Annotated in this window: 12 protein-coding genes; 7 read left to right on the forward strand and 5 right to left on the reverse strand. The window is 44.1% G+C overall.

Features of this window, described 5'->3' with window-relative positions:
- Positions 1 to 147 precede the first annotated feature (147 nt).
- On the reverse strand, positions 148 to 1,599 hold the full coding sequence (locus AACV78_RS23765; RefSeq protein WP_339383787.1) for a hypothetical protein: 1,452 nt from the start codon (positions 1,597 to 1,599) through the stop codon (positions 148 to 150).
- A 41-nt stretch (positions 1,600 to 1,640) separates the two neighbouring features.
- Between AACV78_RS23765 and AACV78_RS23770 the strand changes: the two genes are divergently transcribed.
- From AACV78_RS23770 to rph, 4 genes are all read left to right on the forward strand, one after another.
- Positions 1,641 to 1,784 (forward strand): hypothetical protein, encoded by a 144-nt coding sequence (locus AACV78_RS23770; RefSeq protein ID WP_194013086.1) that lies wholly within the window; start codon positions 1,641 to 1,643, stop codon positions 1,782 to 1,784.
- 446 nt (positions 1,785 to 2,230) lie between these two features.
- The gene (locus AACV78_RS23775; RefSeq protein ID WP_194074341.1) at positions 2,231 to 3,730 is read left to right on the forward strand and encodes a GUN4 domain-containing protein; all 1,500 of its coding nucleotides are present in this window, start codon (positions 2,231 to 2,233) and stop codon (positions 3,728 to 3,730) included.
- A gap of 513 nt (positions 3,731 to 4,243) precedes the next feature.
- Positions 4,244 to 4,798: an adenylate kinase family protein gene (locus tag AACV78_RS23780; RefSeq protein WP_194012641.1), complete on the forward strand. Its 555-nt coding sequence runs from the start codon at positions 4,244 to 4,246 to the stop codon at positions 4,796 to 4,798.
- Positions 4,799 to 4,919: 121 nt separating this feature from the next.
- Complete coding sequence (gene rph / locus AACV78_RS23785) at positions 4,920 to 5,633, forward strand: ribonuclease PH (protein ID WP_194012642.1); 714 nt, start codon at positions 4,920 to 4,922, stop codon at positions 5,631 to 5,633.
- A 40-nt stretch (positions 5,634 to 5,673) separates the two neighbouring features.
- Here rph and AACV78_RS23790 read toward each other — a convergent pair whose 3' ends face one another.
- On the reverse strand, positions 5,674 to 6,036 hold the full coding sequence (locus tag AACV78_RS23790) for a type II toxin-antitoxin system RelE/ParE family toxin (protein WP_194012643.1): 363 nt from the start codon (positions 6,034 to 6,036) through the stop codon (positions 5,674 to 5,676).
- Entirely contained in the window at positions 6,026 to 6,280 is a 255-nt protein-coding gene (locus AACV78_RS23795) for a type II toxin-antitoxin system RelN family antitoxin (protein WP_194012644.1), read from the reverse strand. The genes AACV78_RS23790 and AACV78_RS23795 overlap by 11 nt, the downstream gene beginning before the upstream one ends.
- Positions 6,281 to 6,436: 156 nt before the next feature.
- Between AACV78_RS23795 and AACV78_RS23800 the strand changes: the two genes are divergently transcribed.
- Both AACV78_RS23800 and AACV78_RS23805 read left to right on the forward strand, forming a co-directional pair.
- Positions 6,437 to 6,823 carry a Uma2 family endonuclease gene (locus AACV78_RS23800; RefSeq protein WP_339383788.1) on the forward strand — a complete coding sequence of 129 codons (387 nt, stop codon included), beginning with the start codon at positions 6,437 to 6,439 and terminating at the stop codon, positions 6,821 to 6,823.
- Between the two features lie 21 nt (positions 6,824 to 6,844).
- Entirely contained in the window at positions 6,845 to 7,000 is a 156-nt protein-coding gene (locus AACV78_RS23805; RefSeq protein ID WP_339383789.1) for a hypothetical protein, read from the forward strand.
- Between the two features lie 220 nt (positions 7,001 to 7,220).
- On the opposite strand, the gene AACV78_RS23810 is transcribed toward AACV78_RS23805, so the two are convergent.
- Together AACV78_RS23810 and AACV78_RS23815 are read right to left on the reverse strand one after the other, a co-directional pair.
- The gene (locus tag AACV78_RS23810) at positions 7,221 to 12,725 is read right to left on the reverse strand and encodes a trifunctional serine/threonine-protein kinase/ATP-binding protein/sensor histidine kinase (RefSeq protein WP_194012645.1); all 5,505 of its coding nucleotides are present in this window, start codon (positions 12,723 to 12,725) and stop codon (positions 7,221 to 7,223) included.
- Positions 12,726 to 13,267: 542 nt separating this feature from the next.
- Positions 13,268 to 13,714, reverse strand: a complete 447-nt coding sequence (locus tag AACV78_RS23815) for a KTSC domain-containing protein (RefSeq protein ID WP_194012646.1) — start codon at positions 13,712 to 13,714, stop codon at positions 13,268 to 13,270.
- A 537-nt stretch (positions 13,715 to 14,251) separates the two neighbouring features.
- Between AACV78_RS23815 and bchB the strand changes: the two genes are divergently transcribed.
- Entirely contained in the window at positions 14,252 to 15,778 is a 1,527-nt protein-coding gene (bchB, locus tag AACV78_RS23820; protein WP_194011217.1) for a ferredoxin:protochlorophyllide reductase (ATP-dependent) subunit B, read from the forward strand.
- Positions 15,779 to 15,821 lie beyond the last annotated feature (43 nt).

A 15,821-nucleotide genomic window follows, 5' to 3' on the forward strand; every position in this document is an offset into this window, starting at 1 on the left:
GCTGGAGAGAGGGAAAAAATCGAACCTCAACATCCATCCTTTACATCTAAATCCGTTAAATCCGTTAAATAATCCGTTGCCGAACTTCCTTCTTCCCTCGGACTTCTTCCTTCTTCCTTCTTCCTTCTTCCCCCAACATCCGTTAGTTTAACGGGGGGCTATCCGTTGCAGTTCCTTGGCTTGCTCTAAAATTTGCTCAAAGTCTTCATCGCTCAACCGCTGGATGTAGTTGATTTTGAACTCTTCTAGGAAGTCGGACAGCAGCAGTTGTATTTCTTGCCAGGTTTGCTGCTGTTGCAGTTCGGCTCCTAAAGCTTGCCCGAAATGCTGGACTAGCTGGCTTGAGAGTTTAGTGCCTACGGGGTCTTCGCTGGCGGTTTTAAAGGCTTCGTAGGCATCTTGGGGGCCGAGGGTGACTAATTTGGATAGCTCTGCAACTAATTGCTCTGCTAGCTGTGCGGGAAGGTTTCCCAGTCCGGGTACTTGCTTCCATCCTTGATAGAGGGGGGATTGTTTGAGAAATAATTCTATATTGTAGCGGAGGAGGGCTTCTAGGTCGGGCTGGAGTTGTGGCAGGACTTTGTAGACGGTGATTTGGACTAGATGGGTGGCGATCGCTTCTATTTCGTTGATATTGTTGATGTCTAGATAGGCGTGTTTGGGAGATTGAAATAGTTGACGGGCTAGTTCGCCTGTGGTAATTGATTCTTGCATCTGGTTGATCAAGCGAATTACTACTACTTCGGTCAATTCTTGGGCGAAGTTGGCGACGAAACCTCGGCTGATTTGGGTGCGTATGGGTTGGAGGTCTGGCATTTTGGCTTGGTGAATGCGAATTATGACGGGCAATACTCGCAACAGACGCCAGAATGGGAGGAACAGAAAGATGTCGTACCACCGCCACAGCAGGGCCGATCGCCAAGTGACGCTGCGGTGTCGGCGGCTGATGAAGTAGGTGCGGGCGAGAAATTCGATCGCGAATAAAGCCATAAATGGCAGGTCGATTTGCCAGAATTTGTCAGTAAATTCGCCGTTTTCTCCCATCGTCCGGTAATAGTTGGTGGCGATTAACGGCTTGATTTTGGCATCAAACCAAGTGATTTCTTGTTGCCAGCCTTTTTTGTTTAAATAGTTTTGACTCCAGAATGTTGTGAATGATTGTTTGGCGGAGTCTTGCGGATTCGGGACGCGATCGCGCATCCGGTCTTTTATTTTTTCTAGTGCACCGCTTTTTGATGCTACTTGAAAGGGATCTTCGTCGATCATTTTTGCGGTCAGATTGTTGATTTCCTGCAATTTGGCTGCTACTTGGGGAGATTGCAAGCCTGTTTGCACTACTAGAATTTTTAATTCTTCTAAAGTTTCTAGATATTTCTTGGTGTCTCGGTGCGGTTTAATTCCTTTAAATGGGTCATAAATTTTGGTAATAACTGGTAGTTGCCGGAAGTAAAAATCACGCCACGGTATGTAAGTTATGTCAAATAATACTAGACTGAAATTTCCGATGGCGACGAGTGCCATGAACCGCTCGAACCAGGGAATTTTTGCTAATTTTTTGCTGTTGGCGGGAGTTTTAGATGGCGGTAGTTTGGGTGTCACTGTCAGTTCCTAATTAAGTAGACCGAACGCAATAAATTTAGGTGGTAATAGCTGAAAAAAAACAGCAGCTTAAACTGGGTAATTGTCGATCGCGCAATCCGAGTGCGATCGAGCCAGCTAATATTTATTTTAATGTAGGGAGAGTTAGGGAGTTTGGGATGGTTGATTGGGCTGGGTTTTGGTAAAATTTTATACTTGACAGAGGTTGAGGTCGATCCTCTTCGAGGGCTTCGCTAACGAACTTGAGGACAGCGACACCTCCGGTTAGTCTGCTTCTCTCTGGCAATAAAATTATATCTCAGGCAGAATCCTAAGTTTTGTTTTCGGCATTGCAAAACTAACTGGCTGGGTAATAAATTACTATTTTTGTTAAATCTGCTGGCTATTTGACCGCTAAATCAAATGTATTGAGCCGATCGAAGTTTAGGATTAGACTTGGACTTCGAGTTTGAGGTCAAACCATCAAGAGAGTTATACTTGCTTAGGGGCAGTCTGGCGAGAGCGATCCCGAGGGCGACGGCGGCGGCTGCTATGCTAAGGTGCCCAGTCTCGCCTCCACAAACACCAACTCGCGATCGGACTCTTGAATAAAATGACACCCCGAGTATAATTTTTCACATTTTTTTAATATATGACATACTGCCTTAATCTCGATTGCCCAAGAGACAAGCGTCAGAACCCACCAGGCACAAAGTATTGTCTTAATTGTGGTTCAAAGCTGCTGCTAAAAGACCTTTATGCAGCTACTGAGCCGCTACGCGATGGGGGATTTGGTAGAACTTTTAGAGCGGTAAATCATGGAAAATTTGAGGAATTATGCGTTATAAAACAGTTGTCGCCCCCTCTAGAGTTTCAGCGAAAACCTACTCATTTCAAAAAGTATGTCCGACTGTTTGAACAAGAAGCAAGGCGACTTTACGAACTGAAACACCCGCAAATTCCTCAGTTAATTTCTTATTTTGAGGAAGATGGGCGCTTGTATTTGGTGCAAGAGTTTATTGATGGTAATAATTTAAAGGATGAGTTAGAAAAATATGGTGCTTATAGCGAAACTAAGATAAGGGAACTGCTGTTAGATTTGTTACCTGTGCTGAATTTTGTTCACGAGCGCAATGTAATTCACCGGGATATTAAGCCTGAGAACGTGATCCGGCGAAATCGCGATCGCAAATTCGTGCTGATAGATTTTGGGGTTTCCAAACAGGTAGTAGCTGAGGCTCCTACCAAGGCAGGAACCAAGTTAGGAACTCCAGGTTACGCGGCTCTAGAACAGCGTCACGGTAGGGCTGTTCCTGCTAGTGACCTTTACAGTTTAGGAGTGACTTGCATTCGTTTGCTGACTTCTGTTATGCCTTATTTGGATATCTACGGCGACATTCACGATGACCTTTACGATCCGCTCGAAGGTCGCTGGCTTTGGAGGGAGGCTTTGCCGAAAGGAACAAAAATCAGCCAGGATTTAAGTCAGATTTTGGATAAATTGATTCAGGAATATGTCAAAGACCGCTATAAGTCTGCTCCAGAAGTTTTGAAAGTTATCAAACCTCCTATTGTTGTGGTGCCTGGACTGGTAAATTTGCAGCAAGCAACAGTTCTCAGTCCTTCATTACCGACTCAGCCCGTGACTGGTACTCCGCCAGTTTCTGTTAATTTAGAGTCAGAAAAAGGCATTGATTATTCTCACTTGGAAAGGCTGCTTGCTGCTAAAAATTGGCGGGGTGCTGATGAAGAAACTTCTGTGAAAATGCTGGAGGCTATGGAGCAAGTTTCTACTGGTTATTTGAGCGAGGAAGATATTAGGAAGTTTCCCGTTAAGGATTTAGAGACGATTGACCAACTTTGGGTTAGGTACAGTCACCGCAGGTTCGGCTTTTCTGTGCAAAAAAATTTGTGGGTAAAGTTGGGGGGAAAGCCTGGTGTTTATGATGCTACTGTTTGGGAGAAATTTGGCGATCGGGTGGGGTGGCGGGTTAACGGTGAGTGGGTATATTATACTGAATTGAATTTTACTTCTAAGGCAATGCCTGGACATTTGCCGGGAGGGACTGTTTTTGGGTGGGAAGGTGGGGTTTTGTGCGGTGTTTTGGGTTTGGGCGGGATCTGGTTTCTGCTGTCGCGCCGAGATTTGTAGGAAGAAGGAATAAGAAAGTCGGAAGCAGGGGCTAAAGGCAGGAATTCAGCAATAATATACCTCTTGTACTTATTCACAAATTATCTGAAATTATCTGCGTATATCTGTGTTGTATCTGCCTAACATCTGCGGTTTATGTATTAATGGAGGAGTTATGCAATATTGTTTAATAGTAACTAAGTTTTGACGGCGGCTCCGATCTTGGGTTCGATCGAGCCTGCTGAACAATATTATAGTTTACTTGGCCGATCGCACATCAGATTGAACGCTAGATGTACAATTAGTCAAAAGCTAGTCGCAGTCGCAGTCACAGTCGTTTGGGGGATTTTTTGAACTAGACGAGCGCGGCGGCGCAGAAACCGGGTTTTTTACCCAAATATGGCGGGGATCGCCAAAAATAGACAGTTACAGGATGAATGAGCAAGGCCGGAAGAGTCTTGGGAAGTCGGGGATTGTCAAGAAAAGGTAAACATCGCGTAGAATTTTAATGTCGCGGCACTAGGAGCAAGCACTTTGAGATTGGTGATTCTGGGAGGGCCAGGAGCGGGAAAGGGAACTCAGGCTGAACTACTGTGCAGCAATTTGAACATCCCTTTGCTGGCGTTAGGGGACATTCTGCGGGCGGAAATCGCAGCTAAAACAAACTTGGGCAAGTTGGCGGTGCCTTATGTGGAATCCGGGGATCTAGTTCCTGATGAAATTTTGATTAAGTTTATCGGCCGCCGGCTTTTGCTGTGGGATGTCTTTAATGGCTGGCTGTTGGAGGGATATCCGCGAACGGCTTTTCAAGCTGAAGAATTAGATTTTTTATTAGAGGGTTTGTCGCAGGAGCTAGATTGGGCAATTTGGCTGAAGGTTCCCAATGAAGTTTTGTTGAGCCGATCGATCGAACGCGATCGATCGGACGACGAGCCAGAAATTTTACACCGCAGGCTAGATTTGTTCGAGGAGCGCACTATTCCTATTTTAGAGTATTACGAATACCGCCACAAACTGTTAACTGTCAACGGCGACCAATCCCCCGAACAAGTGCAGCAAGATATTCTTAAAGTAGTCAGTAGTCAGTAGTCAGTAGTCAGTAGTCAGTAGGCAGTAGCTGTTATTTATTGATTGTTACCAATAACGAATAACAAGTAACAAATAACAAGTAACAAGTAACAAATAACGAATAACAAATAACAAATAACTTATGTCAATAAAACGTGCAGATGGCAGACAGCCAAATCAACTTCGTCCGATTAGTTTCGATCGCGAATTTACGAAATTTGCCAGCGCCTCGGTGCTCGCAAAAAGCGGCGATACTCAGGTACTGTGCAGCGTTACAATCAAGCCGGGAGTGCCTAGGTTTCTGGAGAATACCGGAAAAGGCTGGCTGACTGCGGAGTACCGGATGTTACCGGGTTCTACGCCGCAGCGGCAAGAACGGGAATTTATGAAGTTATCGGGACGCACTCAAGAGATTCAGCGGTTGATTGGCCGCAGTTTGCGATCGTGCTTGGATATGCAGCTTTTGGGCGAACGCACGATACTTGTCGATGCGGATGTTTTGCAAGCTGATGCGGGGACTCGCACGACTTCAATTAATGGCGGGTTTGTGGCTGTGGCTGATGCTTTGAATAAGTTGGTGCAAAAAGGTGATTTGGGGCAGTCGCCCTTAATTCGCCAAGTGGCGGCCGTGTCTGTGGGACTTTTGGAAAATGAGCTATTTTTAGATTTGAATTATCTTGAAGACGTGGCGGCAGAAATTGATTGTAATGTGGTGATGAATGGGGATTTGAATATCATCGAAATTCAGGGAACTGCGGAGGAGGGAAGTTTTAGTCGCAGTCAGTTAAATCAAATTTTGGATGTGGCAGAAACTGGGATTCAAGAATTGTTGGAGGCTCAGCGGCAAGCTTTTTAACTTGGTTAATTTTAACCTCGTGATTACCGACATTAATCATTTATTCATCCCGATCGAACTCAGCTAAGATGTTACGAATCTCATTAGGACTAATATCTTCTCGGTCTGATTTAGAATAAATGGTTAATAGCAGTACGCTAGTCGGTGATTCAACTTGATAGATCAGTCGATAACCAGCGCTTTTTCCTTTTTGGATATTGCTATTTCTGACTCTTACCTTCAAGATGACATAATTTTCACCCATTCCGGGGATGCGATCGCCAGTAAAATTACCCCCTTGGAATTGTTCAATAATTGGCTGAGTATCTAACCTGATATTGCGATATTTTTTTGATAATTCACGCAAATTCCGTTTGTACTCAGGCGTTAAATCAATCTGTACGAAACGCATTTCATTCGACATCTATTCCCTCCCACATTTCCGAAAGGGGGATGCGCTGTCCGGCTTTTGCTTGCTGTAATGCTCTCCTGAGACTTGCTTTCACTTCGGCAATGGGAGTATCATCAGGATCGATTTCGGTTTCCTCTGTTACTTCGGGAAAAAGTACGATAACTCGCACGCGGCTGGGAGGGAAGTCTTCGATCGCGCGATCGAGAAATAATTGACCTTTTTCATCCAGGGTTCCCGTTACTTCAACAGCTTTCATCTGTTTCTCCTGAAGGTATTTTTTACCAATTATATCACTTCCTATGAGGGTTTAACAAAGTTGATAGTTTAGAGCGATCGCCCTTCATCAATCCTCGCGCAGGGAAGCCAATCTTCCTGTTATCCTAGAAACAGACTTCATTACTCGATCGCAATTATGGTTGCTTTACCCGATCGCCCATTGATGAGCGCAGAAGAATACCTGACTTGGGAACCCACCCAAGAAGAACGCTACGAGTATTGGGATGGCGAAGTAGTCGCCATGACCGGCGGCACCCGCGATCGCAATCGAATTACCTTCAACTTCTCGAAACTCCTGGATGATGCCCTTGTCGATCGCCCTTGCGAGATGTACATGACGGATGTAAAAGCGCAAGTAGAACGAGGGCAAAAATATTTTTATCCTGATGTTATGGTAACTTGCGACGAGCGCGATAACGATCCGCAATTAGTGCAATTTCCTTCCTTGATTGTCGAAGTTTTATCACCTTCCACAGAAGCAGCGGATCGCGGCACCAAATTTGCTAAATACCGCCAATTTTAAACCCTGCAAGAGTATGTTTTAGTGCAAGTTCAAGAGCCAGGAGTAGAACTGTTTCGACGCAATCAACAGAGTCAGTGGGTGCTCTCGGAGTATGGTTTGGGCGATTCTTTGCTACTTGAATCGGTGGGTGTGGAAATTGCGATCGCAGATTTATACCGCCAAGTACAATTTTCTTAGTCCGCAGAGGCAGACATTGTTTGTAGAGAAGCAAATTCCCTTCGTCCTTTCTTTCTTTCTTTCTTTCTTAGTCCGCGGAGGCGGACATTGTTTGTGTAGCCGCGAATTCCATTCGCCCGGTATCCAACGGAAATTCACCTAATATTCACCCAGTATTCACCCAATATTGGCCGGATAATTCACCCAATATTCGCCCAATATTCGCTATTTCTTACAAAGATTATCGCGGGGCGATCGGAATCTCAATCACAAACTCGCTACCCTCTCCCGGTGCAGAAATGCAAGTCAAATTTCCCCCGTGCGAACTAACAACAATCGAGTGAGAAATCGACAACCCCAAACCAGTCCCAGAACCCACCGGTTTAGTTGTAAAGAACGGATCGAATATCTTGTGTAGCACCTCAGCACTCATCCCCGGCCCGCTGTCAGCAATTCTAATTATCGCCGAATTCCTGTCTGTCAACTCCGTAGAAATTGTAATAGCCGGCTGTTTTTGAGAGCTTTCCGGGTAATCTCTTGCCAAAAGCAGCGCATCAATTGCATTTGTCAAAAGATTCATAAATACCTGATTCAACTGCGACGCATAACAAGTAATTAAGGGCAGTTGGCTATAATTTTTAATCACCTCAATTCCCAAACGTCCGCCCTCTTTCCTCAAGCGCGGTTGCAGCAGCATCACCGTACTGTCAATACCTTCATGGATATCAACCGACTTCATTTGCGCTTCGTCGAGGCGCGAAAAATTCCGCAAGCTCAGCACAATATCTCGGATTCTTTCCGCTCCAACTTTCATCGAATCCAGCAGTTTTTGCAAATCTTCGCTCAAAAATTCCAGTTCAATTGTTTCTATTTCCTCTAGAATTTCATCCACAGGTTCGGGATAGTTTTGCTGATAAAGCTCGATCAATTTCAGTAAATCTTTTACATATTCGCTAGCAGGATTGAGATTGCCGTAAATAAAACTTACAGGATTATTAATTTCGTGGGCAACACCAGCCACCATTTGCCCCAAGCTAGACATCTTTTCGGTTTGGATTAATTGAGCTTGAGTGAGTTTTAGCTCGCGCAAAGTTTGTTCTAAACGCTCGTTTTTTTCATTTAACTCCTGCGTCCGCTCTTGCACTTTCTGCTCTACCGAATTGTAAAGCAGAGCATTGTCTAAAGAAATTGCAACTTGGGAAGAAAGCAGCCTTAAAACTTCTAATCTGTGAGCATTAAATGCTCCGATTGTTAAGTTGTTTTCTAAATAAAGAATGCCGATTAATTTGCGTTGATTGACTATCGGCGTACACAAAAGAGATTTGAGCTGGTGTTTTACCACATAAGGATCTGCCGTAAATCGCCCCTCAGCCGTCGCATTGCTCAACACCACGTCCGAGCGAGTTCTTTCCACAAAATTAATCACCGTCACAGGTAAATCCTGACATTCTTCAACAGGCGTAAATTGCAGCACCGCTACATCTTCAGCAATTACTGACGCTTGAGCTGAAATTAACAATTTTTCATCTCTCACCAAAATCAAAGAACCGGATTGTGCGCCCGCGTTTTCCAGCGATATCCTCATCAAAGAAGCCAGCAATTTGTCTAAAACAATTTCGCTGGAAATTGCTAGAGATGCTTTCATTACACTTGCTAAATCTAGCACTCTCGCATCGCTGCCAGTAGAAGTATGAATAGTTGTTGTAGTTGGATTGTTGTTAAAACTTCCGTGAAGCGGGGTCATTTCTCGCAACTGCGGATACTTTTGTTCTAAATCTTCAACTTTGCGGACAGCGCCCCAGCGCAAGTAGCACGAGTGAGCTTCGCGCAAGTGGATTTTGGCATATTGATATTTACCTTTACTCAACCAAAATTTGGCGGCTAGTTCGTTAGCGAGGGCTTCATTTTGGATAAATTCGTTGTCTTGAGCTAAATTTATCGCGAAATCGTAAAGCTCTACAGCTTCTGAGTCTTTTTTGGTAATTCTAGCTATTTCTGCTTGTACTAAAAGGTACTTGTGCAGAAAGTTTTCGCGGCAGTTGTCCGCCCAAATCTTCATCTCTTTTTGATTGGCTTCTAACTTTTTCAGGTATTGTTTTTGCTTGTCTTTTGCAACAGTGGGAAAAACTGCTGCTAAAACTAGAGAAAAGAAAAAGTTCCATTCGGTAGCGGGTATTGCTGCGGTAATAAAAGATAGCTGCTTTTCTACTTCCAAAGCTAGTTGCAGCGCTTCGTTGTAGTTGCCGTACCAGTACATTACCTGGCATTTGCGAATCTGATAAAGGCACAGCGAGTACAAATTTTGATGAGCTAGACAGTTTTGTACGTATTCAGCTTCGCTGATATCTTCGCTCTCAAATACAAACTTGTCAGAAGTGAGTTGGCTCAAGTTGCGGAGAATCAACTCTGCTCCTAATAATATATCGGTAACAAGTTGATTTTTGGTTTTTTGGCTAAATAGCAAATACCTGCTGGTGTCTGCCAGCATGAGGGATATTTCTTTCCCTTGAAAAAAGTAGTTTGCTATGCGGTTGGAGAGAATATAACCCGCGTATTCTAAATCTCCTGATTCTAAGGCAGCTTGATATCCTTCATTGCTGATGGCGTGGCAATCTTTGATATGGTTGAACCAGTAATAAAAAATACTGACTAAGGAGGAACAAGCTCTGCATTTCAAGCCGATATTTCCAGATTTTTCGCTCAAATTTAGGGACAACATGGCAAATTGATAAGCTGCTTTGTAATCTCCATAAACAGCGTTTAAGAACATACCGTAGCCCGCGTAGCAGAGAGATGCTTCGGGAACTAAACCGTAGGTGAGAGAGAGATTGACTCCTTTTAAGACGCTGACTTTCCACAAGTCGGGATTTTTGAGGTAAGCTGATGTTAATAAGTTTGTGATTAATTTGACGGCAACTTTTTTGTCTGGTACGGTCATTTCTGGTGCGTCAATTAAGGAAGAGATGTCTTTACCTGCTAAAAGTTTTTTGGCTGTTGCTGATTCTTCGGAGATGACTTTTTGCAGCCCGTCTAGCGGTAAGTCAATTCCCAGCAAGTTCAAAGCTTGGATTCCGGCTTTAACGGCTTCTTCGTACTTGGCGCGGAGGGTGTACTGTACGATCAGCAGGTTGTAAATTTCTACTTTTTCTAAGGGCGATCGCGCTTTTTGCAAAGTTATGTTAATAAATTCTTCTGAATGCTCGAAATAGCCGTTTAGATACTCAACATTTGCCCGCTCCATGTGCAGAGCAAAGGCTAAGTCGTAGTAAAAATCCCAAATATCGGCCGTCAAACCGTCCATACCAGCAGTCAAATACTCCAAAGCCGCAACATAAGCCGTGGCATCTTTAGCTCGGCGGGCGGCGTCTAAATTCAGGGTTGCTAGTTCAATTAATTCTCGCTCGTCTCTAATTAGCGATCGAGCTACATTCAAGTGATCGACTAATTCAAAAATTCTGTCAGCGCGATACTCAGCCGGAGTGTTTTCGAGGATTTGCCTGCCTATTTTCAGGTGAACTGCCTTTTTTTCCGAGTCGTCGATCAGAGCGTAAGCTGCTTGTTGTACGCGATCGTGCAAAAACTTATAATTCAGAATCAACAGCGGAAACATCACATAATCTAAGGACTTGCTTTCCAATTCCGAAGTTGGCAAAATCAGTCCCGACTTAATCGCTGGCAGTAAGTGCGAAAAAGTTTCAGACGCTTCTTTTTCATTAATTAAAGAAAGAGTATTTAAATCAAATTCGTTGCCCAAACAAGCCACTAAACGCAAAACTTGCTGCGTTTCCAACGGCAGTTTTCTCAACTTTTGCACCATCAAATCTACAACATTGTCAGTGATAGCGCACTGCTCAATTTGAGTCATATTCCAATGCCAGCCGCCCTTGCTCCCCGATTGAGGCGGATGAAAAACTAGCAGGTTTTCTTGATACAATGTTTGCAGAAATTGATTAACAAAAAAAGGATTGCCGTCTGTCTTGTTGACAACCAGTTCAGCTAAAGGTTTGACAGATTCGCGATCGCTGTGCAAAGTTTCGGCAATCAAATCAGTGATATTTTCGACCCCCAGCGGCGACAAAGCAATCTCATTAATGATGGCTTCCTGATTTCGCAGCGTCTCCACAGTCATCATTAAAGGATGAGTGGGACTGACTTCATTATCCCGATAAGCGCCGATTAAAAACAGATATTGTGTCCCTTCATCTGTCATCATCAATTCTATCAGCTTGAGAGTCGCAGAATCTGCCCACTGCAAATCGTCGAGAAAAATCACCAGCGGATGTTCGGGCTGACAAAATACGCGAATGAAATTTTGAAATACTAAATTAAAGCGGTTAAGAGATTCTGTAGACCCCAATTCAGCGACCGGAGATTGAGCTCCGACAATTAGTTCAATTTCGGGAAGTATATCAATAATAATTTGCCCGTTTTGACCGAAAGAAGTGCGGAGTTTTTCGCGCCAAACTGCCAATTGAGCTTCGCTTTCAGTTAATAGTTGCCGCACTAATTCCGAAAAAGCGCTGACAACTGCAGAGTAAGGAATAGTCCGTTTGTACTGGTCAAACTTTCCCCAAATAAAATAACCGCGCCTGCGGGTAATGGATTTGTCTAAAATCTTCACCATTGCAGATTTGCCAATGCCGGAATAACCAGCAATCAGCATCATCTCGCTGCGGGATTTATGCTGTCCTCTCGCCAGCACTGACAGGGCGCTTTCTTTTTTAGATTTGAGTTCTTTCTTGATGACAGAAATTTGCGATTGTTCGAGGCGGTAGGCTCGGTTATTTGTGGCGGCTACCCGTTCAAATGCTGCTAAAAGAGTTTCAACTTCTCGCTGTCTGCCGTAAAGTTTTTGAGGAATTTTAAATTTGTCTGAAATATCTTGCTGTCCGAGAGCAAACTCGGTAATAATTCCAGATGTTTGCAACTGAAACAAACAAGCTTCCAAATCTGCTTTGAGTCCCCAAGCACTTTGATAGCGATCCTCAGCGGTTTTCGCTAACAATTTCATAAGAATATCTGAAATAGCTTTAGGAATTTCTAGTGCAATTTCAGCGATGGGTACTGGCTGTTTGGCGATGTGACAGTGAACTAACTCCATCGGATCGGTTGTGGGAAAAGGGAGCTGTCCTGATAGGATTTCATAGAAGGTAACGCCTAGGGAATAAAAGTCTGTACGGTAATCAATTACCCGGTTCATTCTGCCAGTTTGTTCTGGCGACATATAAGCTAAAGTGCCTTCTAAAAAATTAGGATCTTTATTGGGAAATTCTTCTAAATTGGATGAAGTTGAGATACTAAAATCTATAAGTTTAACTTGTCCGGTAGCTGGATTAAAAACTATATTAGAGGGGTTAATATCTTTATGAATTACATTGCGAGCGTGAATTTCTCCCAAGGTTTCAGCAACTTTGATAGCGGCAGTCAAAAATCCTAAAATTGTAAATTTTTGGGAAGCCATGAAAATTCTCAAAGATTCGCCGCCAAAATCTTCTAAAATCATTGCCAGACTATTTCTAACCTGCTGCAATTTGTATACTTTAACAACTCCTTCCAGGAGGTTTAAATTGGCGGTAATTTCATATTCGCGCTTGTATCTATTGAGTTCTTCGGGAGTCGGATAGTCTTCTTTGATCAGTTTGATAATAACGGGTTGGTTGTCTTGCTCGTTGCGGCCGCGGTAAACCAGGGAAGTGCTGCTTTCATAAATGAGAGCGAGAACTGCAACGCCGGGAATTGCCATCATAGTTGGGTTCTCTCAAATTAGGTGTGCTTGGTCAATATTACAGGACTTACGCGCGGCGGGCTAGAAACCCGATTTTTTCGTTGCTAGTCGTTGACAAACCCCAGATTTTTTCCTATAAACCAGGGTTTTTTCGTAAATCCTATGTTATTCTTCATTATCGCTTAAGAGCTATCTTTTGGGGTGTGTGGGAAGATACGCCTTGACAGGAAAGAGCTGCTGCTTTCTCAAGCGCCCTGGGGCTTTCGTCACCTCAGCAGTTAGGTAAACAAAAGCACAAATAGAGAATTTGTGCAAGGATTTGGTGTAAGGATCGATCGCACGGTTGACAAAAAAACAATCTCACCTTTGCTTTTATAGTGCGATCGCTTGCGAGACTCGCGATATCTGAAGCTGACACTGCAAAAAAACGCTTTTTGCCAAAAGGAGACGATCCTAAAAAAACAATCTCAGCTTTTAGGAGATTGCTTGAATTTAGCTTGTTTGTAGTGAAAATAGGCAAGTTATTACACCTCGCTCAAACCGCTTTTAGGTGCAACTTCTAACTACGCTGGTTCATCTACGCGCTGGCTCGAATAATAACCTTTAATCTCGGAGTTAAAAAATCTGCCTGTAGAATCAGTATCTTGCAGAGATTCCCAAATTTCCGGTTCTACGTCGCTGTATTGATAGACTGAGCCGCTGCTAAATTCTATTTGCAAAACTTGCTCTTGTTGGTTGTATCCGATCGCTCTCGCCATTTGGGAATCTACGGACATCATAGCAATTGGTTCGCCGCAGGGAGCAATTTCTGGTGATTCAATAGCGCCATTGAGTTCGGTGGAATCTGTATTGGCGATGAAATCAACCATTTGCAGGCCGTGCATTGCAGCTTCGGGTGCGGCAATTTCGATAAATTCGATTTCTGCGCCGCGATCGATCAACAGTCCTAACTGGCCGTTAGAGTGACCGACTGCTAAGACGCTGCTCAAGTCAATTTTGGATAGTTTCATGGGATTTGTCAATGATTTGTTTTAGGTCAATATTTCCCCTTATAAAGCAAGTTTCGCGACAGAGGAAATAGTGGATTAATTAATAGTGTATTGTATGTTGCCTAAAAAGTCAATAACAAAGTTTGGCGAAAATTATTGTAGCAATTTAGGGGTCATACCAATTTCATAAAGTAGCGCTAGATATTACCCCCCCAACCCCCCCTTATTAAGGGGGGGCTAAGAGTTCATCTATAGCACATATGAAAGAAAAATGGTATCAGGCGCGGCTGAGGTATCCTAGGTTAATAAGATGTGTCCGGTTCTTAACGAAACTTGACAATACATTAAGAATTATTGCCATAAAACAAAGGTAAAATTGTGGGAAGGGCGAGTGAAATCCCAGCCAGCAAAAGCGTTTGAGGATTTTTCTCATCTGTAAATCTTCAGAAAGTTATTATTTCTAAAGGATTCATCCGGTGAGAAAATCGGAAACAACCTTAAAATTTAGCAGTAATCGCCCGATCGGGCAAATCTCAACCAACACCAGGAAAAATACCTATGAAATTGGCTTATTGGATGTACGCAGGCCCAGCCCACATCGGCACTTTGCGCGTGGCCACTTCCTTCAAAAACGTCCATGCGATCATGCACGCACCCATAGGAGACGACTATTTCAACGTCATGCGTTCCATGCTGGAGAGGGAACGGGATTTCACTCCGGTAACTACTAGCGTCGTTGACAGACACGTACTGGCGCGGGGTTCGCAGGAACGGGTGGTGGACAATATCACCCGCAAAGACAGAGAAGAACACCCCGATTTAATCGTCTTGACTCCGACTTGCACCTCCAGCATTCTGCAAGAAGACTTGGAAAACTTCGTGGAGCGAGCTCAATTGGATGCCAAAGGCGATGTCTTGCTGGCGGATGTCAACCATTACCGCGTCAACGAATTGCAAGCTGCCGATCGCACTTTGGATCAAATCGTCCAATTTTACATTAACAAAGCTCGCAAAAAAGGCGATTTAGTAGAAGCCAAAAGCGAAAAACCATCTGTCAACATTATCGGGATGTCTACGCTGGGTTTTCACAACCAGCACGACTGCACCGAGTTGAAGCGTTTGATGGCAGATTTGGGAATTGAAGTTAACGAAGTTATTCCCGAAGGTGCTTCGGTTCATAATTTAAAAAGACTGCCGCGCGCTTGGTTTAACTTGGTTCCTTATCGCGAATTAGGGATGATGGCCGGGGAGTATTTGCAAAAAGAATTTGGCACTCCGATGGTGGATATTACGCCGATGGGTGTGGTGGAGACGGCGCGCTGTATTCGGAAGATTCAGCAAGTTTTGAATGCTCAAGGTGCGGATGTTGATTATGAAAATTTTATTGACCGACAAACGCGGTTTGTGTCGCAGGCTGCTTGGTTCTCAAGGTCGATCGACTGCCAAAACTTAACCGGCAAAAAAGCCGTCGTATTTGGCGATAATACGCACGCTGCGGCGATGACGAAGATTTTGGCTCGCGAGATGGGAATCCACGTTGTGTGGGCTGGAACGTACTGCAAACACGATGCTGACTGGTTCCGGGAACAGGTAAGCGAGTATTGCGATGAAGTGCTGGTGACGGACGATCACGGGCAAATTGGGGATGCGATCGCCAAAGCGGAACCTTCGGCAATTTTCGGCACGCAAATGGAACGCCACGTAGGCAAGCGGTTGGATATTCCCTGCGGTGTGATTGCTGCACCGATTCACGTCCAAAATTTCCCGATCGGCTACAAGCCATTTTTGGGTTATGAAGGTACAAATCAGTGCGTAGATTTGGTCTACAATTCCTTTACTTTGGGAATGGAAGACCACTTGCTGGAAATCTTCGGCGGCCACGATACTAAGGAAGTGATTACCAAGGGTATTTCGGCAGATTCTGATATGAATTGGACGAAGGATGGACAAGCTGAGTTGAATAAAATTCCTGGTTTTGTGCGCGGTAAGGTGAAGCGAAATACTGAGAAATTCGCCCGCGAACGAGGAATTGAGAAGATCAATGCTGAGGTGTTGTACGCGGCCAAGGAATCTGTCGGCGCGTAGTTAGTTGGGTAAGGGCATCTACAAAAGATGCCCTTGCTTATTT

Origin of the sequence: Tychonema sp. LEGE 07196 (assembly GCF_963890365.1) — a bacterium.
Lineage (GTDB): Bacteria > Cyanobacteriota > Cyanobacteriia > Cyanobacteriales > Microcoleaceae > Microcoleus.